The 24,308-nt window shown below is 50.4% G+C and carries 22 protein-coding genes and 1 tRNA gene; all 23 read right to left on the bottom strand.

Annotated features, from left to right (window positions below):
* Positions 1-336: 336 nt before the first annotated feature.
* The gene (gene rlmD / locus Q0J41_RS07555; RefSeq protein WP_296228057.1) at positions 337-1,686 is read right to left on the bottom strand and encodes a 23S rRNA (uracil(1939)-C(5))-methyltransferase RlmD; all 1,350 of its coding nucleotides are present in this window, start codon (positions 1,684-1,686) and stop codon (positions 337-339) included.
* A 123-nt stretch (positions 1,687-1,809) separates the two neighbouring features.
* Positions 1,810-2,274 carry a TMEM175 family protein gene (locus Q0J41_RS07550; protein ID WP_296228054.1) on the bottom strand — a complete coding sequence of 155 codons (465 nt, stop codon included), beginning with the start codon at positions 2,272-2,274 and terminating at the stop codon, positions 1,810-1,812.
* Positions 2,275-2,433: 159 nt separating this feature from the next.
* A complete protein-coding gene (locus tag Q0J41_RS07545) occupies positions 2,434-3,360 on the bottom strand; it encodes a diacylglycerol kinase family lipid kinase (protein WP_296228052.1) in 927 nt (308 codons plus the stop codon).
* Between the two features lie 34 nt (positions 3,361-3,394).
* Positions 3,395-4,825: an Asp-tRNA(Asn)/Glu-tRNA(Gln) amidotransferase subunit GatB gene (gene gatB, locus Q0J41_RS07540; protein ID WP_296228051.1), complete on the bottom strand. Its 1,431-nt coding sequence runs from the start codon at positions 4,823-4,825 to the stop codon at positions 3,395-3,397.
* A 5-nt stretch (positions 4,826-4,830) separates the two neighbouring features.
* On the bottom strand, positions 4,831-6,273 hold the full coding sequence (gene gatA / locus Q0J41_RS07535; protein WP_296228049.1) for an Asp-tRNA(Asn)/Glu-tRNA(Gln) amidotransferase subunit GatA: 1,443 nt from the start codon (positions 6,271-6,273) through the stop codon (positions 4,831-4,833).
* A complete protein-coding gene (gene gatC / locus Q0J41_RS07530; RefSeq protein WP_296228046.1) occupies positions 6,273-6,578 on the bottom strand; it encodes an Asp-tRNA(Asn)/Glu-tRNA(Gln) amidotransferase subunit GatC in 306 nt (101 codons plus the stop codon). The genes gatA and gatC overlap by 1 nt, the downstream gene beginning before the upstream one ends.
* Before the next feature lie 11 nt (positions 6,579-6,589).
* Positions 6,590-7,735 carry a CamS family sex pheromone protein gene (locus tag Q0J41_RS07525; RefSeq protein ID WP_296228044.1) on the bottom strand — a complete coding sequence of 382 codons (1,146 nt, stop codon included), beginning with the start codon at positions 7,733-7,735 and terminating at the stop codon, positions 6,590-6,592.
* Positions 7,732-9,747, bottom strand: coding sequence for an NAD-dependent DNA ligase LigA (ligA, locus tag Q0J41_RS07520; protein ID WP_296228041.1), 2,016 nt, complete (start codon positions 9,745-9,747; stop codon positions 7,732-7,734). Before ligA ends, Q0J41_RS07525 begins: the two co-directional genes overlap by 4 nt.
* A gap of 10 nt (positions 9,748-9,757) precedes the next feature.
* Entirely contained in the window at positions 9,758-12,019 is a 2,262-nt protein-coding gene (pcrA, locus tag Q0J41_RS07515) for a DNA helicase PcrA (protein WP_296228039.1), read from the bottom strand.
* Positions 12,020-12,108: 89 nt separating this feature from the next.
* Positions 12,109-12,762 (bottom strand): glycoside hydrolase family 73 protein, encoded by a 654-nt coding sequence (locus Q0J41_RS07510; protein ID WP_296228037.1) that lies wholly within the window; start codon positions 12,760-12,762, stop codon positions 12,109-12,111.
* Positions 12,763-12,775: 13 nt separating this feature from the next.
* A complete protein-coding gene (locus tag Q0J41_RS07505; protein WP_296228035.1) occupies positions 12,776-13,399 on the bottom strand; it encodes an ECF transporter S component in 624 nt (207 codons plus the stop codon).
* 117 nt (positions 13,400-13,516) lie between these two features.
* Positions 13,517-13,602 (bottom strand) — tRNA-Leu (locus Q0J41_RS07500).
* 31 nt (positions 13,603-13,633) lie between these two features.
* Positions 13,634-14,092, bottom strand: coding sequence for a SprT family protein (locus Q0J41_RS07495; RefSeq protein ID WP_296228059.1), 459 nt, complete (start codon positions 14,090-14,092; stop codon positions 13,634-13,636).
* A 42-nt stretch (positions 14,093-14,134) separates the two neighbouring features.
* Complete coding sequence (locus Q0J41_RS07490) at positions 14,135-14,737, bottom strand: ATP-binding cassette domain-containing protein (protein WP_296228032.1); 603 nt, start codon at positions 14,735-14,737, stop codon at positions 14,135-14,137.
* A 17-nt stretch (positions 14,738-14,754) separates the two neighbouring features.
* Positions 14,755-15,225 (bottom strand): hypothetical protein, encoded by a 471-nt coding sequence (locus Q0J41_RS07485; RefSeq protein ID WP_366937248.1) that lies wholly within the window; start codon positions 15,223-15,225, stop codon positions 14,755-14,757.
* 111 nt (positions 15,226-15,336) lie between these two features.
* Complete coding sequence (locus tag Q0J41_RS07480; protein WP_296228027.1) at positions 15,337-16,152, bottom strand: hypothetical protein; 816 nt, start codon at positions 16,150-16,152, stop codon at positions 15,337-15,339.
* A 67-nt stretch (positions 16,153-16,219) separates the two neighbouring features.
* The gene (locus tag Q0J41_RS07475) at positions 16,220-16,630 is read right to left on the bottom strand and encodes a choline-binding protein (protein ID WP_296228025.1); all 411 of its coding nucleotides are present in this window, start codon (positions 16,628-16,630) and stop codon (positions 16,220-16,222) included.
* Between the two features lie 221 nt (positions 16,631-16,851).
* Complete coding sequence (locus Q0J41_RS07470; RefSeq protein WP_296228023.1) at positions 16,852-17,667, bottom strand: hypothetical protein; 816 nt, start codon at positions 17,665-17,667, stop codon at positions 16,852-16,854.
* Between the two features lie 265 nt (positions 17,668-17,932).
* Positions 17,933-20,599: a calcium-translocating P-type ATPase, PMCA-type gene (locus Q0J41_RS07465; RefSeq protein WP_296228020.1), complete on the bottom strand. Its 2,667-nt coding sequence runs from the start codon at positions 20,597-20,599 to the stop codon at positions 17,933-17,935.
* A 205-nt stretch (positions 20,600-20,804) separates the two neighbouring features.
* Positions 20,805-21,635, bottom strand: a complete 831-nt coding sequence (nadE, locus tag Q0J41_RS07460) for an ammonia-dependent NAD(+) synthetase (protein ID WP_296228018.1) — start codon at positions 21,633-21,635, stop codon at positions 20,805-20,807.
* Positions 21,636-21,739: 104 nt separating this feature from the next.
* Positions 21,740-22,441 (bottom strand): glycosyltransferase, encoded by a 702-nt coding sequence (locus Q0J41_RS07455; RefSeq protein WP_296228016.1) that lies wholly within the window; start codon positions 22,439-22,441, stop codon positions 21,740-21,742.
* Positions 22,438-23,538, bottom strand: coding sequence for a glycosyltransferase (locus Q0J41_RS07450; RefSeq protein ID WP_296228013.1), 1,101 nt, complete (start codon positions 23,536-23,538; stop codon positions 22,438-22,440). Before Q0J41_RS07450 ends, Q0J41_RS07455 begins: the two co-directional genes overlap by 4 nt.
* Positions 23,538-24,272, bottom strand: a complete 735-nt coding sequence (locus Q0J41_RS07445) for a WecB/TagA/CpsF family glycosyltransferase (protein ID WP_296228011.1) — start codon at positions 24,270-24,272, stop codon at positions 23,538-23,540. The genes Q0J41_RS07450 and Q0J41_RS07445 overlap by 1 nt, the downstream gene beginning before the upstream one ends.
* Positions 24,273-24,308 lie beyond the last annotated feature (36 nt).

Raw genomic sequence — 24,308 nt, 5'->3', positions numbered from 1 at the left:
TAGTTCGCCTCCTGATAGAAAAAATCACCATCTTCAAAAGCAAAATTGAATTTACTTTCAAGGATGGTGAAGTGATTACAATTAAAGCATAGCCGTTTAATCTCGCACTCAGTCAATTTGGCTGGGTTCTTTTTGGTTTTGCGGTAACCTATCACTACTAACTAATGAAATAGGTCAACATGGCTTGTGAGAGCATATCACCACTAAGGACAAAGCCTATTAAATCAACGTTTCTGATTGAGCAACAAAAAAGTGTATCTATCTGTGGGAACTGGTCACTAATAGATACACATTTTTTGATTTTATAAATGCCTTAACAGCGCTGTTTCTGGCACCCTACTTTTGGCGCTCAAGGACCGTTACGCTCTCGACATGTGGCGTCTGCGGGAACATGTCAACTGGGGAAACCAGTCTGGTCGTATAGCCTTGGTCCATGAAAAGCTGGATGTCGCGGACCAAGGTTGCCGGGTTGCAGGAAATGTAGACCACCTTTTCTGGGCCAGTCTTAACGGCGGCGTCAATAAATTCTGGCGTCAGGCCCTTACGCGGTGGGTCCACAAAGATCACGTCGGTCTTCAGGCCCTCGTCAGCCCACTTGGGCATCAGTTCTTCAGCCTTGCCGGCATAGTACTTGGCATTGTGGATCTGGTTCAGGCGGGCGTTGTTCTTAGCGTCCTTGACCGCGGCCTTGACCACTTCTACGCCGCGGACTTCTCTAACGTACTTGGCAGCTGACAAACCAATGGTCCCGATCCCGGAATAAGCGTCCACGATCATGTCGCTTGGCTTGAGGTCAGCTTGGTCGATGGCCAATTTATAGAGGCGCGGGGTTTGAGATGAGTTGATCTGGAAAAATGATTGCGGGGAAATTTCGAAAGTTAAATCGCCAATTTTATCGTCGATGTACTTCTTCCCCCACAGGTGGTAGTCGTGCTTGCCCAAAATGACGTTGGTCTTTTGCGGATTGTGGTTGAGGAAGATGGACTTGACGCCGTCAATCTCACTAATGGCGTCAGTTACCTCTTTCAGCCCCTTGAAGTCCTTGTGGAGGCAAATGAGGACCACCATCAAGTCACCCGTGGCAATGCCCCGGCGCACTTCTAGGTAGCGGACTTCGCCGGCGTGCTTTTCTTCATCGTAAGCCGGCACGTGGTATTCGCGCAAGATGTTGCGAACCGCCACTAATACCCGGTCGATTTCGGGGTCATTGGTGAAAAAGTCTTCCAGCGGCACCAGGTCGTGAGAGTGCCGTCTGAAAAAGCCAATCTCCAGCTGCCCCTTAACCGTTCTAACCGGCACTTGGGCCTTGTTCCGGTAGCCAGTTTTCAGCGGACTTTCCAAAGTGTCTGCCACTTCAATATCATCCAGGTGAGCTTTTTTCAAAAGTTCCACTACCTGCCGCTTCTTAAATGCCAGCTGCTTGTCGTAAGTGAGGTGTGCCAGACTGGCCAGCCCGCCTTGGACTGACTGGCGCAAAGGCACCTTGACCCGGTCTGGGCTTTCTTTAACGATCTCTTCGATCTTGGCAAAGGCAAAATTTTTCTTAGCCTTCAAGATCTTGGCCTTGACGATTTCGCCTGGCAGAGCGTTGGTCACAAAGACGGTTTCACCGTCCACGTGCCCCACCCCCATGGCTTCATAGGACAAGTCCGTAATTTCAACTTCAACGATTTGATTCTTTTGCATGTTCTTTTATTTACTCTTTCTAGTGTCTCTTCTGCGTTCTGGAAACATAAAGTTAATGATCGGAAAAGCCAGATATAAGACCAGGTTCAAGGCAAACAGCCAGATTAGCCGCGTCCAAGCGTATCAGCCAATCAAAATCCGATAAATCTGTAGGTGCCGAATGGCCCGTCTAATGCCGGACAGCTCAGTCAAGAGCTCGAAGGATTGGACTAAAAAGTAGACAATCCCAAAGTTAACCACCGACATCACTGACAAGTCAGCCATCAGCCACTTAGTCATCACTGGCATCAAGGACAGGCTGGCTAAAAAGCAGAAATCAGCAATCATGGTTAGCTTACTAGCCTTACTGATAAAAAAGCTGAAGGTCTTATGGATTTGAAACCAAAAGTTGGCCACCACAAAAAAGGACAGCAGATAAATGAAAATCTGCTTGGCAAAATCGGGATAGTCTGTGCTTTTCACTAGGGCTGCGATCTCCAGCACGATGATGGTAATAATAATGGCAATCACCCCATCGTTAAAGGTATTCAGGTGCTCAGCCAGCTTGCTGTCGCACTCTTTTAAGGCTTTTTCCCGGAAGTCAATCATCTTTTGCCAGTCAGTCCGCTGCTCTGGCGTTAATTAATCTAGCATATCTTGCCTCTCTAAGGCCCTTTGACTAATTCTGTTCTTCATTCCCATCTTTTCACTTTATCTTTTTCCATAAAAATAGAGTCTGACAGAAAGTCAAACTCTATTATAACAGTTCTAACCGACGTAGAATTCGATTCGTTCCCGCAAGTTTTCAAAAGTTACCGGGAACATGCCGCCTTCTTCCCCGTCCAGGTTGACGGAGAGCTTATCATCGCGGTTGTGGCCGATTAGTTCAGCCTTCAGACTGGTTGTCTTGGTGTAGATGATGTTCGGGTCATCAACGTGCTTGCCGTTCAAGGCCAAGGCCATCAACCGGAGCAAATTGCCCGGGTCACTTGGCTTGACCACGATCAGCTGGAAGAGGCCATCTGAAAGTTCAGCGTTTGGCATGATCTTTTCAAAACCGCCGATGGAGTTGGTCATCCCCAATAAAAGCAGAGACAGCTTGCCTTCGTAAACGCCCTTGTCAAAAGTCAGCCGCATTTCGCATTCGCTGAGGTTTGGCAACATTTCCGCCCCCTTGATCAGGTAGGCAGCGTAGCCCAAAGCGGACTTGACGTCTGAAGAAACCCCGTAGGTCAGTTCCGCCAAAGAGCCAGCAGCAGCGATGTTGACAAAGTACTTCTGGCTGCCGTCGCCGAAGTCGGCCCGGCCCACGTCCATCTTCTGCACCTTGTTCTTAAGAATCACTCTAGCCGCGGCAACCACGTCGTCGCGCGGAATCTTCAAGGCTCTGGCGTAGTCGTTGGTCGTCCCCGCCGGGATGATGGCCATGCGCGGGCGCTCTTCCTTAGGCAAAAAGGCGATCCCGCTCACGACTTCGTTGATCGTGCCGTCCCCGCCGGCGGCCACGACCAGTGAAAAACCGTCCTTGGCTGCCCGGGTTGCTTCATCTTGAGCACTGAGCGGAGCTGGCGTGGTTCTGAAGGCACTGGCTTCATAACCCGCTTGTTCCAAAATATCCAAAATATCAGAAACGTTCTTCGGCATCTGTTCATGCCCGGAAACCGGATTGTAAATCAAGCGCGCGCGCTTAGTCATCTGCTTCACCTTTTTCTAAAAATTTTCTCCTGCCTTAACGGCTGGCCAGGTCGGCCAAGAGGAGCTTGTTGATCACCTTAGGGTTGGCCTTGCCCCGGGTCTGCTTCATGATTTGCCCAACCAAGAAGCCGATAGCCCGGTCCTTACCATTCTTGTAGTCTTCAACAGACTGCGGGTTGGCGTCGACAACTTCCTTGACCATTGGGGCCAGGACGCTTTCGTCTGACAATTGCGCCATGCCGTTTTCTTCAACGTACTTCTTCGGGTCAGTGCCATTGGTAACAGTTTCCGTGAAGACCTTCTTGGCGATCTTGGATGAGATCGTCCCGTCAGAAATCAGCTTGATCATGGCTGCCAGGTTTTCCGGAGTCAAGGCGATGTCCTTGAGTTCAGCGTGTTTTTCGTTCAAGTAGCCGTTAACCTGGGTGTTCATCCAGTTGGCTGCCTGCTTTGGATCAGCACCGGCTGCTACAGTAGCGTCAAAGAAGTCTGAGCTTTCCTTGTTTTGCAGCAAAACGTTCGCGTCGTATGGCTTAAGGCCGTATTCATCAACGTAGATCTTCCGCCGTTCGTCAGCCGTCTTTGGCAAGTTGGCCGCGATTTCATCAACCCATTCCTGCTTGATGTGGTATGGAGCCAGGTCTGGTTCTGGGAAGTAACGGTAGTCCGCGTCCCCTTCCTTGACACGTTCCAGGACAGTCTTGCCCGTGTTGGTGTCAAAACGGCGGGTGGACAGGCGAACCCGGCCGCCAGACAGGAGGATTTCCTGCTGACGCTTTTGTTCGTAAGCCAGAGACAGACGGACGTGTTCAAAGGAGTTCAAGTTCTTCATTTCGACCTTGGTCCCAAATTCCTTCTGGCCGGCTGGACGGATGGAGATGTTGGTGTCAATTCTCATTGACCCTTCTTCCATCTTAACGTCGGAAGCCCCAGTAAATTGCACGATTTCCCGCAGCTTTTCCAAGTAGGCAACAGCTTCGTCCGGGTCAGTCATTTCTGGTTCAGAAACAACTTCCAAAAGCGGTACCCCTTGCCGGTTGTAGTCAACGTAGGAGAAGCCGTTAGTCCCGTGGGTGTTCTTACCGGCGTCTTCTTCGATGTGCATTTCGTGGATATGGATCTTCTTCTTCTTGCCGTGAACTTCGACTTCAACATAGCCGTTTTCAGCCAGTGGCTTGAAGAATTGGGTGATTTGGTAAGCCTTCGGGTTGTCCGGGTAGAAGTAGTTCTTCCGATCAAAGTGGGTTACCGGGTTAACATGGGAGTGGGTGGCCAAAGCGACCATCAAGCCCAGGCGGTAGACTTCCTTGTTAACCATTGGCAAGGTACCTGGGTAACCCCAGTCAATAACGTTAGTTTCGGTGTTTGGCTTGGCCCCGTAAGTTACTGGTGAAGGTGAAAAGATCTTGCTCTTGGTCTTCAACTCAAAGTGGACTTCCAGACCGATAGTTGACGTAAAATTCATTTAAATTAATCCTCCAATCCAGCTGGTGTTTGTTCGTAGAACTTGTTGCTGCGTTCGATGAAGTCAGCTACTTGGAAGACATGGCCTTCGTCAAAGCGCTTGGCCATGATTTGGAAGCCGACCGGCATCCCCGTCGTTTCGCTCAAGCCGGCTGGCACGCTGGCTGCCGGAATACCGGCCATGTTGGCGGAAATCGTCAAGATGTCGTTGTTGTACATCTTGATCGGGTCAGAAATTTCTGAGTTCAAGTCAAAAGCAGTTTCGGTAGAAACCGGCCCGACAATAACATCGTTGTCTTCGAAGATCTTGTCGAAGTCTTGGCAGATCAAGGTTCTTACCTTGGCAGCCTGCAAGAAGAACTTGTCGTAAGCGCCGGCGGACAGGGCGAAGGAACCCAGCATGATTCTCCGCTTTACTTCGTCGCCAAAGCCTTCTGACCGGGACTTGAGGAAGACTTCACTCAGATTCTTGGCTTCTGCCCGGTAGCCGTAACGGATCCCGTCGTAACGTTCCAGGTTGGCTGAAGCTTCACTGGAAGCGATGATGTAGTAAGTTGGCACCACGTACTTGGTGTGCGGCAAGGATACTTCGTTGATGATGGCCCCGTTTGCCCGCAGAAGTTCGATTTGAGCTTCAACTGCCTTGCGGACGCCCTCTTCAACTGCGTCGCTCATGTATTCCTTAGGAACGGCAACCCGCAGGCCCTTGACGTCCTTGCCCAGGAAGCTGGTGTAGTCTGGTACTTCCTTTTCTGAAACAGTAGCGTCGCGATCGTCAGCCCCGGCGATCACATTCAAAACTTCAGCTGAGTCCTTGACCCGCTTGCTCATCACCCCGATTTGGTCCAGTGATGAGGCAAAAGCAATCAAGCCCCAACGGGATACCCGGCCGTAAGTTGGCTTGATCCCGAAGATACCGTTGAAGGATGCTGGCTGGCGGATTGAACCACCGGTGTCACTACCCAGGGCAGCAACCACTTCACCGCTGGCAACAGCCGCTGCAGAACCACCGGATGAACCGCCTGGCACCTTGTTTAAGTTCCATGGGTTCTTGGTGTCACCGAAGTAAGAAGTTTCGGTGGATGACCCCATGGCAAATTCGTCCATGTTGGTCTTGCCGATGATGGTAGCTTGAGCTGCCTTCAGCTTGGCGACAACAGTTGATTCGTAAACTGGTTCAAAGTTGTACAAAATGTGGCTGGCTGCCGTCGTCTTCAAGCCATTGGTGATGATGTTGTCCTTGATGGCAATCGGCACGCCGGCCAATTTGTTGTTAAAATCAAGGTTTTCAGCTGGCTTGGCGTCTTCATCTACAGTGATGAAGGCGTTGATCTTTTCGTCAGTCTTCTTGATGTTGGCGATGGTGTCCTTGGCCAATTGGTCAGCAGAAACAGCGCCGCTCTTCAGCTTGTCGTTTAAAGAATCGATCGTCTCGTTTAAGTAGTTCATTATTGGTTATCATCCTTATCGATAATTACAGGTACCTTGACAAAACCGTTGCTCTTGTCAGGAACGTTCTTCATCATTTCTTCGCGGGTCTGCCACTTTTCAGGAATGTCTTTTCTGAAGACAGTGTCGCGATCAACTACTTGCACCGTTTCTTCAACGCCAGTCGTGTCAACGGCTTGAAGTTCTTCTGCCATTTCCAGAATCTTCCCCATTTGCGGGGTGAACTTGGCCAGTTCTTCTTCGCTGAATTCAAGCTGGGCTAATGCCGCAACGTGCTTGATGGTATCATTTGTTACCTTTTCCACTTATGTACCTCCTAATTACCGCCATAGATGTGCATCCGATAAGACCCGGTGGCTGTTTCCTTGGCGACGACCGCTTGGGTGTCGTTAACCGAGGAAATGGTGATTTCAACCGGTGAGCTGGTTCCCAGATACTTCTCCGCCCGGCTCATAACCGTCTGGGCAAAGCTTTGTACCTGCAGATAGCCGTAGAACTGCGTGGTGATGGCGATGCTTTCGTAAGCCAGCTTGCCATCATAGTAGCGCAGAGTGGCCGTGACCCCGGAAACGTTCGGGAAGTAATCCTCAATTTCATCCTTAAAGCTGGTGAATTTGGATTCGTCACTGGCACTGACCGCGCTGGCTCTATCGACCGTCGGCAGCACCTGGGTCTTTTCGTTCACGGAATTCCATTTAGATATTTTACTACTATTTGCGCTAGCTGTCCCATATGAGAAGTAAGTTCCCCCAACTAATGAGTCAGTGTCGGTCTTAGAGAAAAGGCCGACCATGATCGGGATATTCTTAAGCTTCTTCTTGGCGTGCAAGCGGGAGACGATCGTGTTGGCCGTCTTCTGCCCGAAGGCCCGCCGCTGGGCCAGGGAAATCTTAGTGCTGAATTCGGCCCCGTCAGTCGTCTTGGTAGAGTAGTCGACTGAATTGAGGCCCAGGCTGATGCTGATGCCAGCCAGCTTGTAGCTGGACCCGCTCTTGACATAGAAGTCTTCTTCCATGATCTGCTGCAGGATGATCGGGTTTCTGGGCGCCTCCCCGGTCTTGCCGTTGTTCTTGAGGTTCAGCCCCTCTTTGTTGCTCTTTGAATACCGGCTCAGCCAGTTGGTGACCGTTGTTTCATCGAGCTGCTGGCCTTCCTGGATGACATAGTCCTTGGTTGAAAAGACCTTCTTGGAGACCCGGATCAAGCCCCGTTCCATGGCTGACTCGTCCACGCTGTTGTCATAGTTGGTGGCCTCCAGGCCGGAAATCGGGCTGGTCTTGTAGACCCCCTTTTTCAAAAGGACCGAGTAGCCGCCGTCAGTGCTGGAAGTTGTCTCGTACTTCTTGGTCTTGCTGGTCGTTGTCGTTGAGTTGCTGGCCAGGTCGGAATTCTTCAAGTTGCCGCAAGCCGCCAGCAGGAGGCTGCAGCTTGCTAAAGTCATTGCCTGTAAAAATCTCTTCACTTTTCCGTGTCCTTCTCTTCGATCTTAGAGATTGCTTCTGACTCCGTTAAGCGCGGAATGTCCAGGGCTTCTGCCTTGGCCAGTTTGCTGCCAGCGTCTTCCCCGTAAACCAGACAGTCAGTCTTCTTGGAGACTGACCCGGTCACCTTGGCTCCCAGGGCCTGCAGCTTCTTGGTAAACTCAGCCCGGCTATAGTGGGCCAGTTTCCCGGTCAAGACCACTGTCTTGCCCTTGAAGAAGTTGTCTGCAGCTTCCCCGTCTTCGCCTAAGTAGTCCATGTTGACCCCGGCCTCTTCCAGCCGGGTCAGCAGCTTCTTGGCTTCTTCCTGCTGGAAATAAGCCGTCAAAGACTCAGCAATCGTCATTCCTATTGTATCGATTGCCGTCAGTTCTTGCACGCTTGCTGAAGCGATTTTAGACATATTTTTAAATTTCTGGGCAATCAATTGGGCGGCTTTGGCGCCGACATTGTCGATCCCCAGGCCAAAAAGGACCAGCTCAACGGAATTCTTCCGGCTTTGGTCAATAGCCGCCAGGAGATTGTTGATGGACTTCTCTTTAAAGTGGTCCAGCTGGCTCAAGTCGTCGGCTGTCAGATAGTAAAGGTCGGCCACATTGTGCACCAGGCCCTTGGCGATCAGCTGCTTGACAATCTTTGGGCCAAGGCCGGCGATGTTCATGGCCTGCCGGGAGGCGAAGTGGGTAATCCCTTCTTCGACTTGAGCCGGACAGGACGGGTTGATGCAGCGTAAGGCCACTTCTTCATTTAGGTGTACCAGGTCTTCCCCGCAGGATGGACACTTAGTTGGCACTTCATAAGCAGCAGAATCCTCTGGCCGCTTGCTTAAGACAACTTCGGAAATTTCCGGAATGATGTCGCCGGCCTTATGCAGCTTGACCGTATCGCCCAAGCGGACGTCCAGTTTGGCCAAAAGGTCCGGATTGTGCAAAGAGGCCCGGGTCACCGTGGTCCCAGCTAATTGTACCGGATCCATCACGGCAGTCGGGGTCACGACCCCGGTTCTCCCCACGGTCCATTCAATCTCCTGGACCACTGTTTCTTCTTCTTCCGGCGGGAACTTGTAGGCAATTTCCCAGCGGGGCACCTTGACGGTGTTGCCCAGGTCCGCCTGCAGGGCCAGGTCATCGACTTTCAAGACAATGCCGTCGATCCCGTAAGGCAGGCTGTCGCGCTTTTTGGTAAATTCGTCGATATAGTCGTAGATAGCCGCCAGATTTTCCAGCCGGCGGCCATTTTCATTGGTGTGAAAGCCCAGCTTGGCCATTTCCCCGATCGCCTGGTGCTGGGAGTCAATACCGGCTGGCGGGTTGATCCAGGTATAAATAAAGGTGCTCAGCTGCCGCTTTTTGGTCACCTTCGGGTCCAGCTGGCGCAGAGAACCAGCCGCGGCGTTTCGTGGATTAGCGAAGATGCTTTCCCCGGCCTCGTCCCGCTCCTGGTTCAATTTGGCGAAAGCCTCCTTGCCCATGTAGCATTCCCCCCGCACTTCGGTAGTAATGGCTTCCGGCAATTTCTGGGGTACGTCTTTAATATACTTGACATTCTTGGTCACGTCTTCGCCGACCTGGCCGTTGCCCCGGGTTGAAGCCCGCTTTAAGCGGCCTTCTTCATATTCCAAAGACAGGGACAGGCCGTCGATTTTCAATTCGACATTGTAGGCCACAGGGTGGCCAATGGTCTTTTGCACCCGCTGGTCAAATTCCGCCAGCTCTTCTTTGGAAAAAACATCCCCCATCGACAGCATGGGCACTGGATGCTCAACCTTGGGCAGGTCGCTGCTCACCTCACCGCCGACTCTTTGGGTGATGGAGTCAGCTGACTTTAATTCCGGATAGGCAGCTTCCAGTTCCAGCAGGCGGGCGTATTTTTCATCATAAACGTGGTCTTCAACCACCGGAGCGTCCTGCTCATAGTAGGCCTTGGCCCACTGGTCCAGCTGGGCCCGCAATTGGCGGACTTCCTGTTTTGCTTCTTCTAAACTTTCAGCCATGCTTCTTCACCTAAATTTTCTTGATCGGGGCAAAAGCCGCCAGCAGGCGCTTGTTGCCCTTGCTTGCAAAAGCAATATCCAGTTCCATGTCGTCTCCAGAGCCAGTGACCTTGATGACCACGCCCTTGCCCCAGCTCTTGTGCTCTACCTGGTCGCCAGGGTGCCAGCCCTTCTTTTCAGCGCCGACGGCCCCGGCTGCCTTGCTGGCCCGGTGGATCTTAGCCGGCTTAGCGGCTTTAGCTTGGGACTTTTTGGCAAAAGGCAGCCGGTCCAGGTCTAAGAAGGAAGTGCTGGACTTCGGAGCAGTTGAAGCCACGATGTCCAGGTCCTCATCCTTAATTTCGCCGATAAAGCGAGACTGGGCGTTGTACTGCTTGCTGCCGTACATCATCCGGGTGTAAGCCGAGGTCAAGTAAAGCTCTTCTCTGGCCCGGGTAATGCCCACGTAAGCCAGGCGGCGTTCTTCTTCCAGCTGGTTCGGGTCTTCGTCCTTGATCGCCCGGGAAAGCGGGAAGATGTTGTCTTCCATCCCGATCAAGAAGACGACTGGGAATTCCAAACCCTTAGCCGCGTGCAGGGTCATCAAAGTTACCCGGTCATCGCTTTCTTCCAGGTCATCCTGGTCGCTTAAGAGGGATACTTCCGCTAAAAAGTCGCTCAAACGGCTGCTGTCCGGGTTTTCTTCTTCATTGTAATTGTCGTCAAAACGCTTGGTAACCGTAGCGAATTCCTGCAGGTTTTCCAGGCGGGCGGCGGCTTCCAGGGACCCTTGGGCTTCTTCTTCCTTCAAGGCTTTGATGTAGCCAAAGTCTTCCAGGATCTTGTCAGTCAGTTCACTAACCGTGTGGTCCTGGGCGTAAGCAATGGCGGCAGTCAGCTGGTCGCTGAAGGCCAGGAGCTTTTTGGCAGCGGCGGCAGAAATCGGAGCCAATTCGACATTGCGCATGGCTTCGTAAATCCCGCCCCCCATTTCGTCAGCGAAGGCAGCCAATTTAGTAGTCGTAGCCTGGCCAATCCCCCGCTTTGGAACGTTGATGATCCGGTTGAAGCTCATGGAATCGCTGGGATTGGCCACCAGCTTGAGGTAGGCCATGATATCCTTGATTTCCTTACGGTCGTAGAACTTGTGCCCGCCGACGATCTGGTAAGGGACATTGGCTTCAACCAAAGTTTCTTCCATCCCACGGGACTGGGCATTGGTCCGGTAAAGGACGGCAAAGTCCTGGTAGCGGCGCTTCTTTTTGTCAACTTCTTCCTTGATCTTGGCAAGGACGAAGCGGGTTTCGTCCCGGTCGCTCTGGGCCTGGTAGTAGTGGACTTTTTCCCCGTCGCCCTTGTCAGTCCACAGCTTCTTGGCCTTCCGGTTTTCATTGTGGTCGATAACGGAGTTGGCCGCCTTCAAGATGTGGCCGGTTGACCGGTAGTTCTGCTCCAATTTGACAGTTTGGGCATGCTTGTAGTCATGCTCAAAGTTGAGGATGTTTTCCATGTTGGCTCCCCGCCAGCCGTAGATTGACTGGTCGGCATCCCCGACAACGCAGATATTGTGGTAGCCGTCAGCCAGCAGGCGGCAGAGCTCGTACTGGGCCACGTTGGTGTCCTGGTATTCGTCAACCAGCAGATAGCGGAACTTTTGCTGGTAGTAGGCCAGGGTATCAGGACTGGCCTTAAAGAGGGACAGAGTCTGCATGATCAAGTCGTCAAAGTCCAGGATCTGGTCTCTTTCCAGGCTGGACTGATATTTCTTGTAGACGTCGGCGACGACTTTTTCAAAAGGACCGACCGCGCTTTCCTCATACTGCTTTGGCGTTTGCAGGCGGTTCTTGGCATTGGAGATCTGGCTCAAGATGTTGCGGGGCAGGTACTGCTTGGGATCCAGGTCCAGCTGGCGGAGGATGCGCTTGACCAGGGTCACCTGCTCTGAAGGGTCAGCGATGGAGAAGTCCCGGTCATAGCCGATCAAGTGCCCGTCCCGGCGGAGGATGCGGACGCAGAGGGCGTGGAAGGTGGACATCCAGATACTTTCCGCCTGGTCACCCAGGAGCTTGACTTCTCTTTCCTTCATTTCTTTAGCGGCCTTGTTGGTGAAGGTGATGGCCAGGATGTTCCAGGGAGCAACCCGCTTTTCTTCCACCAAGTAGGCAATCCGCCTAGTCAGAACCGCGGTCTTCCCACTGCCGGCCCCGGCGATTACCAAAAGGGGCCCTTCAGTCGTCTTGACTGCCTGGACCTGTTGCGGATTCAAACCTTGTAAAATCGTTGCTTCAGACATGCTTTCCCCTTTCAAAAATCAAAAAACTTAGCTTATCCATTATAGCAAAAAAAGCTGCCAAAAAGCTCTGGCAGCCTTGTCAAACCTGCTTAATTATCGTACTTATTCAGGTTGTATTGTTCAATTAAATTGATGAGTTTGGTCGAGTAATCCGGATCGGTGGCATAGCCGTCAGTGACCAGGGCCTTGGCCTGGCTCTTATAGTCCTTAGCTGCCAAAACATCCTTGTACTGGTCCTTGTTCCAGCTGGTTCCCTGCTGGAAGAGGCGGACGTGGGCCCGGATGGAGGCCTCATAAGAATCATAAATCTGGAAGCGGGCCTTGACGGTCACCCACTTGCCCTTGCTGTACTCCTTGGTCGTCATCACGGCTGAAGTGTTAGGGCTGGTCCCCTTGACCCCGAAGAGGTTGTTGTACTTCTGGGATAAGGCGCTTTGCCCGTAGTTGCTTTCCAGGCAGGCCTGGGCGATGGTGATGCTTGGCAAAAGGCCGGTCCCCTTGTCAACTTTTTGCGAGATCGGCCCCACTTTTTTGATAAATGCCTTCTTTTGCCGCAAAAGCTTAGCGGCTGCTTCCTGCTTGGCCAGTTCAGCCTGGCGGATCTGTTCTTGCTGCAAGGCCTGGCGGCGGTAGTAGCGGAAGGCTACAAACAAGCCCAGGCACAAGAGGATGATGGCAAAAACGCGGACCACGAGGATGGTGGTCGTCTGCTTACCCTTGCGTGTTTTTCTGTGTCCAGCCATACTTATCTGCTTTCTAGCGCCACTTCAGTCGCTTCTTGAGGGGCGCGGTAATGAGCGGCGTGATCAAACCGCTGAAGACTGCTTCCAAAATGCCATTGACGGCCAGGGCCGTAAAGAGGATGACCAGCAAAGACTGCCCGCTCTTGGCCCCCAGGGCTAAAGCCAGCTTTTGGGGATGACTGAAGTAGACCAAGTCAGACAAAAGGATCACCATGAGCGTGTTGACCGCTGAAGCTAAAAGGCCGCTTAAGGCGTAAGCCAGAGGTTTCCTGCTCTCCTTATCCCATTTATCGGTCAATTGCCCGGCCATGCCCGCTGCCCAGCCGGCAGCGACCCGGGGCAATAAGGCAATCAAGGGGTTCTGGAAAAGGAGAATGGTAACCAGGCCGTTTGGAGCAGCATATGCCCTAATCAAACTAGTCAGGCCCCAGACCAGGCCAAAGGCCGCGCCAGCTTTAGGTCCTCTTAAAGAGGCAAAGACCGCGACTGTCAAGGGAATCGTGGTGATGGCCGGCAGGCCCGGCAAAATCGTGATATAACCCACATTGGGAATAAAAGCTTCCAGCAGCAGAATGGCCACAAAGACCGCGCTGATCGTCAGGTTCAGGGTCTTCTGTCTGGCTTCAGAATCGTACATTCGCACACCCTTCTATTCATCTTGCATTGTGTTCTATCAATTATAACAGATTGCAGGAAAAGCAAGTTTAAATAATCAACAAAAAAGGAGCCGTCTTACAACGACTCCTTATCTTAGTGCGGACGAGAAGACTTGAACTTCCACGACCAAAAGCGGTCACAAGATCCTTAGTCTTGCGCGTCTGCCAATTCCGCCACGCCCGCAAATACATTTAATATTTTAGCAAAGCTGCCCTCATTTAGCAAGGGGGCCGGCGATTTTTTCCAATTTTCCCCGGCAGCGGCCACAGAAATACTTCTTGACGTTGACCTGCCGCTGGCGCCAGTAGTCCTGCCCGCATTGCCGGCAGCGGTAGTGCCAGCGGCTTATTTTGCTCTCCTCCAGTCTTGGCGCATAGCGGCTGCCGCCTACCTTTTTAAGGAGTAGCTTGAAGTCCCGGTCTTTATGCTGGTAGCCCAAGCCAGCCAGGTGGAGATGGTAATGGACCAGTTCATGTTTGATGATGCCCGGCAGATAATGGAGGTTTTCTTCCTTAAGAAAGAGCGGGTTAAATTCCAGGTGATGGTCAGATAATTGGTAGCGGCCACCAGTTGTCTTTAGGCGGCGGTTGATTTTCGCTTGGTGGAGAAAGGGCCGGCCGAAGGATTCAAGAGAGATGCTTTCGACCAGCTGCTGCAGTTCTTGTTCACTAATCATGGGATTATTGTAGCTGGTCAGGGCGGAAAATGCCAACTTTTACTCTTCGGCCAGCAAGATCCCGTCTTTCATTCTTAAGCGGCGGTCGTAGACCAGGCCGGGAATTTCATCGTGGCTGGCCACGATGACGGTCTTGTTTTCACTGCGCAAGTTTTTCATAAGGTTAACGAACTGGTCAACCCCTTCCTTGTCGATCCCCCGGGTTGGTTCATCCAGGAGGATAATGTTCTGGTCTTCCATCACGGCCTGGATGATCCCCAGCTTCTGCCGCATCCCGACTGAGTAGTTGCCGACGGATTGCGGGTTATCCGGATCCAGGTCAAAGGCCTTGAGCAGGTCCCGGGTCTTTTCGGGCTGGAAGCGGTGGTTGAAGTGACCTAAAAAGGTCAAGTTGTCCCAGGCAGTTTCATATTCGATAAAGCCAGGGTTTTCGATCAAGGCACCGAGGTAGTCATCCTTGTCAGTGTGGATCTCCCCGCTGTCAGCTTTTAAGAGGCCAACGATGATTTTGAACAGGGTAGACTTGCCGCAACCGTTGACACCGGAGATGTGGACCAATTCACCCGCTTGGGTTTCTAAAGAGATGTCCTTTAAAACCGCCAGTTTTTTAAAGCTCTTCTTAACATGTGATACTTTCAACATACAAACTCCTCCTCGACTTAGAGTATATACATGTGGTGGATGGCCCGCCAGAGTGGGTCATAAATATTAGCGTATTTCGGTAAAAGCCAGGTTTTCTCCAGCCAGTAATGGTAAAGAATAGGTACTGTACTGGCAAAAACGATAATAAAGAAAGGATATTTGATCTTGATGCAGAGCAAGATCAACATAAAGCAGGCAATGAACAGCAGGTAATGCATCAAGAGCAAGAGGATGCCCTTCCAGGCCGGGCCATAGCGGAAGCAGGGATTTTTGCCAAAGAAATAGGGCACGATGGAGAAAACAAGGTAGATGGCCAAATCTAAGAAGAGCAGCTGGGCCAGGCGCTGGTCAAAGTAATCCATTTTACCGCGGGGAGCCAGAAGCGGCCGGACTGAGCGGAAAGAGAGGATTTGGACGGCTGCCATGACGGTTAGACCCGGCTGGATGTATAAGCTAATCAAATTGGCGTTCAGATAATACATTGGCATCTCGCCTTCTCCGCCATCCATCGCAAACTGCAGGCCGCACCACAGGCTGACCGCAAAGTCCAAAAAGAGTGTTATGGCAATTAGGCGCTGATAACGCGTTTTTAGCATAATTTACCCTCTCTCTACATTCTTCATGTACCAAATTCTTAACAAAACAGCAGTCAGCGTAATATAGAAAATCGCGGTCGTTGCGTAATTTAAATAATAGATTGCCGGAGAGGGATCTTGCACCATGGCATTCTCTATAGGGTTCATAATGTTGGTAGTATCCCAGATATTTGAAAGCACACGCACCGTTCCGCCAATATCCCCAGATAAAGATTCTTGAATTGTTATAAGATAGCCAATAACGGGACCTAAAAAGAAGCAAAGACTGGTTTTCTTGACAAACAAAGCTAGGTTAAAAATGAAAATTGCAAAAATTCCCCAACCAAATCCATTTAGAATGGTCTTGATCACCAAATTAGCTAAATTATTTAGTGAAAAGTAGCCATCTCCACGGATCAGAATATCTTGTGCAAATGGTTGGTATACAAAGTGATGGTAGAAAATATTTATTATCACCATTTCGATCAGACAGCCCAACCAATAAAGGATTGTTGCGCCCCAAAAAGTATATTTTATACTTTTCTTAAAAAATTGACTCCAGCCAATTCGTGAAACGATACTATACAGTTCATGACTATTTTTCATATATATAGCCAAACCAGCACCAATCATGGGCACTAATAGATAACTAGCAACTTCTCCAATTACAGTTTCATTTGCACCACCGTATTGGACCATATCATATAAATAGTCAAAGGCATAATTGTTGCTTTTTAATACTGGAAGATTGTCATAGATTGCATACGCCACTTGCCCTATGATGACTAGCAAGTAAATAACAGTTGCTATAAAAAAAATCTTTTTAGTTTTAGTTAACATTTTTCCTCTACACACAAAAAGCAAAAGAGTTCCACTACTCCTTTGCCTTTTAAATAGCAGCCGGTGGCTACTTATAGTCTGCGCTAAAGTGGAATTTTACTCTCGTTGCATGGGGATCATTTTTCCCAGTCCGCGCATCCCCCCAATACTTACGATCTCTGAGGCCAGTATTATTTCCAGCGTGTACGGTCTTGTCTTTCTTTAAGACAACTGTATTGGAGCGTCTTTGTGCCTTATTATTAATAAGCTTCACCCAAATTCGTCTGCTCGAACCAGGAAGAGCATCTCCATTAAATGAAGCGTAAGACGACTGTGTCTGCTTAACATTAGGATTTCCCCAACTGCTCCATCTTCCGTAAGATGAGACATCTTCAACACTAATAGTCCAGGTTCCCGCTGCTTGAACAACAGCCGCACTAGCAAACGGTAACAACAACATTCCACATAAAGCTACCTTCGATAATACTTTATGTTTCATTTTTTCATCCTTCTTTCTTGTAATACATTTGATACATAAACAAGTGAATAATTTATTTATTCACACCTCCGATTATAGTCCTCTCTCTCCTACTGTCAATACTTTTTGATAAATTTGATTAAATAACTGTATTTATTTTAACACAATCGTATGGAACCGCTTTTTAATCACCTTTTATTGCATGGCAAATATACATTAACACCAACATAAGTCATTCCAGCCTAGCCTTTCTCTACATTCTTCATGTACCAAATTCTTAACAGGAAAGCAGTTAGCGTAATATAGAAAACCGCGGTCGTTGCGTAATTTAGATAATAGATTGCCGGGGATGGATTTTCCACCGTGGCATTCTCCAGTGGATTAATAATGTTGGTAGTATTCCAGATATTTGAAACGATAAATAAAGTGCCTCCAATATCAGATGATATATTTCCTGTTAGCGTTATTATAAAACCGACAACTGGCCCCAAAAACAGACAAAGACTATTTTTCTTAACGAACAAAGCCACACTGAAAATAAATACAGCATAAATTCCCCAGCCTATGCCAAAAAGAGTAATCTTGATCAAAAGATTTGCCAAATTGTTAAGTGAGAGATAGTTGTCCCCTCGAATCAGTATTATTTCGTTGTACGGCATATAAACAAAGCCATGGTAGAAAATACTGATAATCAGCCCTTCTAACAGACAGCCCAACCAATATAAGCCTAATCCGCCCAAAAACGTATAACTTATATTTCTAGCAAAAAATTTTTTCCAACCTGTTCGCCCCACAACATTGTACAACTCGTGATTGTTCTTAATATAGATTGCTAAAGCGGCCCCAATAATTGGTACAAACAGAAAAATAGCAATAGCACCAATCATAGTTTCATCAACCCCTAACGGTTGAACCGTATCAAACAAATAATCAAAGGCGTATGTGTTATCTTTAAACGGGGTAGGATTGTCATAAATAGCATACGCCACTTGTCCTGCGATTATTAGCAAGTAGATCGCTACTGCTCCCACATATATTTTTCTCGTTCTGGTCAACATACTCTTTCCTCCAAAACTTAACACAGCACAAACGTGAACAAATTGTGATCTTTTCTCCTTTGATTATAGTTCAATCTGAACTTACGTCAATACTTTTTCTAAGAAAAGCGCTTTATATTATTATTTACTCCAGATACCTCATTATTATTAACATAATATAAAGATTATTGCAGCCGGCTCAAGCAATTACAATTTCACTCTGCCTTTCTTTTCACGCAAAAAAATGCCCGGACTTACGTCCAGGCATTTTTGCTAATTATTATCTTTAATTGTTCCGTTGATCAGCTTTTCTCTCAAAGAACTTAACGATTTCGACGATCACGATCATCAAAACGCCCATCCCCAAGACAGTCAGCCATTGGTCCAGGTGCAATTCTGAAACTGAGAAGACTCTAGTCAAGAATGGCAATTCAACTGCCGCCATAATCAAGGCTGACAGAACAATCGCGCCATTAAACCACTTGTTGGCAAAAGTGCTCTTTTGGCAGATTGACTGCTTCACGTACTTGGAGTTGACCGCGTGGAAGAGCTGGATTAGTCCCAAAGTGAGGAAGGCCATGGTCAAGGCGTCCTCATGTGGGTTAGTCCCCCGCGGCAAAACGTGCAGACCCAAACCATAAGCGGTCAAGACCAAAGCACCTTCCAGGATCCCCTGGTAGATGATTGAGCTGGCCACGCCACCTGAGAAGAAGTTGGAATTCTTCCCCCGCGGCTTCTTGTTCATGATCCCCTTTTCAATCGGTTCAACCCCCAAGGCAATCGCCGGTAGGGTGTCAGTTACCAGGTTGATCCACAAAAGCTGCACTGGCTTCAAAACATCCCAGCCCAGCAAAGTCATCAAGAAGACCGTCAATACTTCGCCGACGTTGCAGCTCATCAAGTACAGAATCGCCTTCTGAATGTTGGCGAAGACCTTCCGCCCTTGCTTGACCGCTTCCACGATCGTCGCGAAGTTGTCGTCAGCCAGAACCATATCAGCCGCGCCCTTGGAGACTTCCGTACCGGTAATCCCCATGCCGACCCCGATGTCGGCCTGCTTCAGACTCGGCGCGTCGTTGACCCCGTCACCAGTCATGGCCACGATCTTGCCATTTGCCTGCCAGGCCTTCACGATTCTAACCTTGTGTTCTGGTGAAACCCGGGCATAAACACTGTAGTCACCGACATGCTTGGTGAAGTAGTCGTCGCTCAGCTTGTCCAATTGCGCCCCGGTAATCACGGCATCGTTACGGCCCTTTTCAACCAGGCCCAGCCGTTCGGCAATCGCCTGCGCCGTAACTTGGTGGTCACCAGTAATCATAATCGTTCTGATCCCGGCCCGGTGAGCTTCCACGATCGCGTCCTTGGCTTCCGGACGCTCTGGGTCGATCATGCCGACCAAACCGGCAAAGATCAGATCTTGTTCAACATTATCAGTCGTTGGGTCACCGTATGGCTGGTCAACAACCTTGTAAGCCATCGCCAAGACCCGGAGGGCTTGCTTGGCCATTTCATTGTTGCTTTCCAAAATGGCCTTCTTTTGTTCAGCGCTGATTTCGCTCAGCTCGCCGTTAATGTTGACATACTTGACTCTTTCCAAAAGCATGTCCGGCGCGCCCTTGACGGCAACCATAAACTGGCCGTCATATTTGTTGACCGTACTCATCAACTTCCGGTCAGAGTCAAATGGTACTTCCTGTACCCGTGGGTGTTCTGCCAAAAAGTCATTAACTGGCAGATCCTTGTGAAAGCCATATTGCACCAGGGCAGTTTCAGTCGGGTCACCCAAGAGCTCCCCTCCGTCTTGAATCTTGGTGTCATTGGCCAAAAGCATGGTAATCAAGGCCTGGTTGGTCAAGTCGATGTCATCGCTAGCATCATGCAGGATCCCGTCGTAGTAGACCTTTTCCACCGTCATCCGGTTCTGGGTCAAGGTACCAGTCTTGTCAGAAGCAATGATGTCCGTTGCCCCCAAGGTTTCAACGGCTGGCAGCTTTCTGACGATAGCCTTGTGATCAGCCATGGTCTGGGTACCCAGGGCCAAAATGATCGTAACGATCGCCGGCAGACCTTCTGGAATAGCGGCAACTGCCAGAGAAACCGCCGTCAAGAACATGTCGATCAGCAAAGCATTCATCGGTTCATGCTGCGGGTTCCGGATAACCCCGATAATGAAGACGACCACACAGATGGCCAGGATCATGTAAGTCAGGGTCTTGCCCAGCTGGTTCAAGTTCTGCTTAAGAGGAGTGTCAGTTTCGTCAGCTTCGTTCAGCATCTTGGCGATGTTGCCGACTTCCGTGTTCATCCCCGTAGCGACAACCACACCTTCCCCGCGTCCATAGGTCACGTTGGTGCTGGAGTAAGCCATGTTGATCCGGTCACCCAGGGCAATGTCCTCCCCATGCAGGGTTTCATTACTCTTTTCCACCGGAACCGATTCCCCGGTCAAGGCCGCTTCTTCAATCTTCAAGCTTTCCGCTACCAAAAGACGCAGGTCGGCCGGAACCACGTCACCGGCTTCCAGCAAGACCACGTCACCTGGCACGATATCCGTTGACGGAACTTCAATTACCGCTCCGTCCCGGCGCACCCTGGCGCTTGGCGTGGACATGTCCTTCAAGGCTTCAATCGCTGCTTCTGACCGAGCTTCCTGGATCACGCCCAGGACCGCGTTCAAAAGCACGACTACTAAAATAATCCCCGCGTCTGTCCATTCCTGGGCAACTACCCCGGACAAAACAGCGGCAACCAGCAGGACGATGATCATCAAGTCCTTGAACTGGTCCATGAAGCGGGCAAACATTGAACGTTTCTTTTTGCCGGCCAAAGCGTTCGGGCCGTATTGGTCCAGGCGCTTCTTGGCTTCAGCCGAACTGATCCCATGGTTGGCGTCCGAGCCAAACTCGGCTAGAGTGCCCTGGATGTCCTGGCTGTAATACTTCTTAGCCACAGTATTTTCCTCCTTTAAAAAGAAAAGAGACTTACGTGCCCCTTAACAAAAGCACATAAGTCTCACTAATTAAGACAAGCCCAGGTAACCAACACGGCTCCCGGCTGTTGGGCTTGTCGCAAGCTATGCTTGCCGTTACTCCCTTATGACACGATTAATATAGCAAAAATTGGCGCTTGAAACAAGTTTTTTACCAAATCTGCCCCTATTTTTTGTAATAATCATCAAAAATTGTAACCGGTAGGTGGCGTTTGTGCTCGCTCTTGGTCCACAATTCTTCGATTCTTTCCGCTGCCTGGTCGCTGACTTCCCGGCCTTCCAGGTAGTCATCGATTTCCTCGTAGGTCACGCCCAAGGCAACTTCATCCGGCAAGGATGGCTTTTCTTCTTCCAGGTCGGCCGTCGGGGCCTTCAAATAAAGGTGTTCCGGGCAGCCCAAAGCAGCCAGGAGCTGCTTGCCCTGCCGCTTGTCCAAACGGAAGAGCGGGGTCAGGTCAGCCGCGCCATCGCCGTACTTGGTGTAGAAGCCAGAGAAGTTTTCGGCCGCGTGGTCAGTCCCCACAACCGCGCCCTCGTTAGCCCCAGCAATGGCATACTGCATGACCATTCTTTGCCGGGCCTTGATGTTGCCCTTGTTAAAGTCGGTCATTTCCACGCCCGTTTCCTTCAAGGTCGCCACCATGGCGTCAGTGGCTGGCTTGATGTTTTCGATCAAGTCCACATCCGGCTGGATGAAGGCTACCGCGTCAGCGGCATCAGCGGCATCGGCCTGGACGCCATATGGCAGGCGGACAGCGATGAACTTGTAGCTGTCATCGCCAGTTTCTTCCCGCATTTCGGAAATTGCCATTTGGGTCAGCTTCCCGGTCAAGGTTGAGTCCTGGCCCCCGGAAATCCCCAAAACATATGACTTCAAGAAGGGGTTAGCCTTCAAGTAACCTTTTAAGAAGTCAACCGTCTTGCGGATTTCTTCCTGGGGATCGATTTCCGGCAAAACGTGCTCATATTCGACAATTTTCTTTTGCAACTCTCTCATTTGCTGCCTCGCAATCTTCTACTTCGTGTTTTCTACCTTTAATTATACTCAAAAAATGCAGTCCCTGTTTTCAGAAATGTATTTTCACGAGATTCTTTAAAAAATTATCGTCTGAAGAGCTGGTAGTAAATTTTTGCAGCTTTTTGACTGCGGATATGTAATTTCAAAAAGGTGACCAGGTCGTGCTTCCAGGAATTTTTTCCTTCCATCCAGGTCCCGGTAAAAAGGTGAATGGACCGGGACTGAGGGGAAGGGTTGCAGAGGATCCCGTCTGGATAAACATGGATTCCTTCCTTTAATAGTTGTTCTTGGTTGCCGGTCTTAAGGCCATACTTTTCTTTGAGAATTTCCGTGACAGACAGGGAGTTGACCCCGGCCAGCTGGTCCTTTTGGTCAAAGGCAAAATCCAGGTCGTCATAGTAGTGCAGAATGTCAGCCATAAAAGGATGCCCCTTCTCCGCCGCGATGATTGCAGCGGACAGGTAGTCATTGTTTTCAAAGCCGATAAAGGCCCGGTCATTTAGCAAGTCGTCAAAATCTTTTAAGACCATGACGTCGGTGTCCAGGTAGATCCCGCCCATTTCATAGAGGGCCTTGGCCCGGACATAGTCGGAAACGAAGGCCCACTTCTTGGCCTGGTAGGCCTGCTTGACATATTTGTTGGCATTCAGGTCCAGCTTATCTTCGTTCCATTCGATGATTTCATAGTCCGGCAGGCGCTTTTGCCAAGAGGCCAGACAGGTCTGGATGGTCTTGGACTTGGGATTGCCGCCCACCCAGACATAGTGGATAATTTTGGGAATCATGCTTTTTCTCCTTGCAGGCAGGCCTGGTAGCCGGCCAGAACATCAGCCAGTTGCCGGTCCAGGGAAAAGTGCTGGCGGGCATAGGCTTTTTCCGCTTGGGCAATTGCTGCGAGCTCTTCTTTTGGCAAAGCCGCGATTGCTTTTAACTGACCGGCCATGTTTTTTTCTTCGTTGACCGGCACAACCCAGCCTTTTCCTTCTGGAATCAGTTCCCTGGCCCCGCCCACGTCAGTAGATAAAAGTGGAAGCAGGTTGTCGGCTGCTTCCAGCAAGACCAGGGGGAAGCTTTCTGAGTAAGAAGACAAGACGGCCAGGTCCATCTTCCGGTAGAGCTGCCTTAATTCTTCCTGGGTCAAAAAGCCGGTAAAAGTCACTTGGTCGGTTAAGGCCAAATCCTGCCGTAATTTTTTCAAGTCCGCTTCCTGGCTGCCGCTGCCGGCGATATAGAGGTGGGCTTGCGGCAAATTGGCTGCTTTAAAGGCCTTGAGCAAAAGATCTTGCCCCTTGACCTTTTCCAGGCGGCCAACATTGATGATGTTGAAGCCGGCGTGGTCTTCCTTGCCTGCTATATTTCTATTGTCCCTAAAGCTGATCCCGTTATAGATAACGTAAATCCGGCTGGGCTTTACTCCGTAATTCAGCAGAATTTTTTCAAAACGGGGAGTGATGGCAAAGACACCATCGGCCTGCTTGATCGCCCGCAGGTTCAGCTTGGTAAAAATCTTCCCCGCGATTCCCCGTCCTTCAAAGTCGATCGCCGGATCCGAGTGGACCGTGATCAGCCAGGGACAAGGCAAGGATGACTTGATCAAGCTGACAAAAAGGTTGGCCCGGGCTCCATGGCTGTGGACCAGGTCGTAATGCCCATCCTTGATTGTCTTTTTCAGCCGCTTGAGCAGGGCCAGGTCGTAGCGGCTGGAGCCACCTAAAACAATCACCTTGATCCCTTTTTCCCGGGCAGCCTGGGCAACCGGCCCTTCAGCAAAGGTCAAGATGTCAAAATCCTGCCCCGCCTTTTTGGCCTGGGAAAGCAGGTTCACGATATGGGTCAGCCCGCCCCCGCTTTCCAGGCCGGCGTTAATATGCAGTACTTTCATTATTGCTTGTCCCGCTTCTTGCTCTTTTTAACTTCCACGACGAATTTTGGCAAAACCATCATCCGGCCGATCCGGCTTGGTTCCTTCAAGAGCCGGTAGAACCATTCCAAGTGGGCATCCTGGAAGAGCTTCGGTGCCCGCTTGACGGCGCCGGCGAAGACGTCAAAGCTGCCGCCCACCCCCATCATGCTAGCTGGCAAGTTTTGCTTGCGCAAGATGGCCAGGAGCTTCTCCTGCTTAGGAAAGCCCAGAGCCGCGAAGACCAGGTCGGGCCTGCTTTGGGCGATCCGGCTGGCAATTTCCGGCAGGGCATCTTGGGAGTAGCCATCCTCAGCGCCGACTAAGTCGATGCCCGGGTAGTCCTTGGCGATTTTTTCCTTAACGGCAGCGATTACGGCTAGCTTGGCCCCAATCAGGTAGACCCGCAAGTGGTCTTCATTGGCGATTTGCAGGTACCAGCAAAAGAGGTCGTAGCCGGTTACTCTCTCCGGCAGCTTCATCCCTAGCATCTTGGCCCCCTTGATGATGCCGATCCCGTCAGCCGTTACGTAATCCGCCACATTGTTGATGATTTCCCGGTATTCCGGATCTTCTTTAGCGGCCATGACGATTTCCGGGTTGGCCGTGACCACCAGGGTGGATTCTTTTTTCCGCAAGCGGTCCAAAAAGCGGGCTTCAAATTCCGCCAGGCTGTACTTGTCGAAGCCAACGCCCAAAATATTGATTTTTACCATGCTTACACGCTTTCTTTGTTTATTTTTGCTGATTTC

Origin of the sequence: uncultured Lactobacillus sp. (genome assembly GCF_944327175.1) — a bacterium.
Classification (GTDB): domain Bacteria; phylum Bacillota; class Bacilli; order Lactobacillales; family Lactobacillaceae; genus Lactobacillus.
The sequence above is the reverse complement of the archived record's forward strand: the minus strand, read 5'-3'. Positions and strand labels throughout refer to the sequence as shown.

Bases quoted from the DNA above. Each gene is read 5' to 3' on its own strand.
- Q0J41_RS07505 (WP_296228035.1), bottom strand. From the start codon at position 13,399: ATGTACGATTCTGAAGCCAGACAGAAGACCCTGAACCTGACGATCAGC.
- Q0J41_RS07450 (WP_296228013.1), bottom strand. From the start codon at position 23,538: ATGAAAGTACTGCATATTAACGCCGGCCTGGAAAGCGGGGGCGGGCTG.
- nadE (WP_296228018.1), bottom strand. From the start codon at position 21,635: ATGAGAGAGTTGCAAAAGAAAATTGTCGAATATGAGCACGTTTTGCCG.
- Q0J41_RS07550 (WP_296228054.1), bottom strand. From the start codon at position 2,274: ATGATTGACTTCCGGGAAAAAGCCTTAAAAGAGTGCGACAGCAAGCTG.
- Q0J41_RS07475 (WP_296228025.1), bottom strand. From the start codon at position 16,630: ATGAAACATAAAGTATTATCGAAGGTAGCTTTATGTGGAATGTTGTTG.
- Q0J41_RS07545 (WP_296228052.1), bottom strand. From the start codon at position 3,360: ATGACTAAGCGCGCGCGCTTGATTTACAATCCGGTTTCCGGGCATGAA.
- Q0J41_RS07455 (WP_296228016.1), bottom strand. From the start codon at position 22,441: ATGATTCCCAAAATTATCCACTATGTCTGGGTGGGCGGCAATCCCAAG.
- pcrA (WP_296228039.1), bottom strand. From the start codon at position 12,019: ATGTCTGAAGCAACGATTTTACAAGGTTTGAATCCGCAACAGGTCCAG.
- Q0J41_RS07445 (WP_296228011.1), bottom strand. From the start codon at position 24,272: ATGGTAAAAATCAATATTTTGGGCGTTGGCTTCGACAAGTACAGCCTG.
- Q0J41_RS07470 (WP_296228023.1), bottom strand. From the start codon at position 17,667: ATGTTGACCAGAACGAGAAAAATATATGTGGGAGCAGTAGCGATCTAC.
- Q0J41_RS07485 (WP_366937248.1), bottom strand. From the start codon at position 15,225: ATGCCAATGTATTATCTGAACGCCAATTTGATTAGCTTATACATCCAG.
- gatB (WP_296228051.1), bottom strand. From the start codon at position 4,825: ATGAATTTTACGTCAACTATCGGTCTGGAAGTCCACTTTGAGTTGAAG.
- rlmD (WP_296228057.1), bottom strand. From the start codon at position 1,686: ATGCAAAAGAATCAAATCGTTGAAGTTGAAATTACGGACTTGTCCTAT.
- Q0J41_RS07490 (WP_296228032.1), bottom strand. From the start codon at position 14,737: ATGTTGAAAGTATCACATGTTAAGAAGAGCTTTAAAAAACTGGCGGTT.
- Q0J41_RS07510 (WP_296228037.1), bottom strand. From the start codon at position 12,762: ATGGCTGGACACAGAAAAACACGCAAGGGTAAGCAGACGACCACCATC.
- gatA (WP_296228049.1), bottom strand. From the start codon at position 6,273: ATGAACTACTTAAACGAGACGATCGATTCTTTAAACGACAAGCTGAAG.
- ligA (WP_296228041.1), bottom strand. From the start codon at position 9,747: ATGGCTGAAAGTTTAGAAGAAGCAAAACAGGAAGTCCGCCAATTGCGG.
- Q0J41_RS07480 (WP_296228027.1), bottom strand. From the start codon at position 16,152: ATGTTAACTAAAACTAAAAAGATTTTTTTTATAGCAACTGTTATTTAC.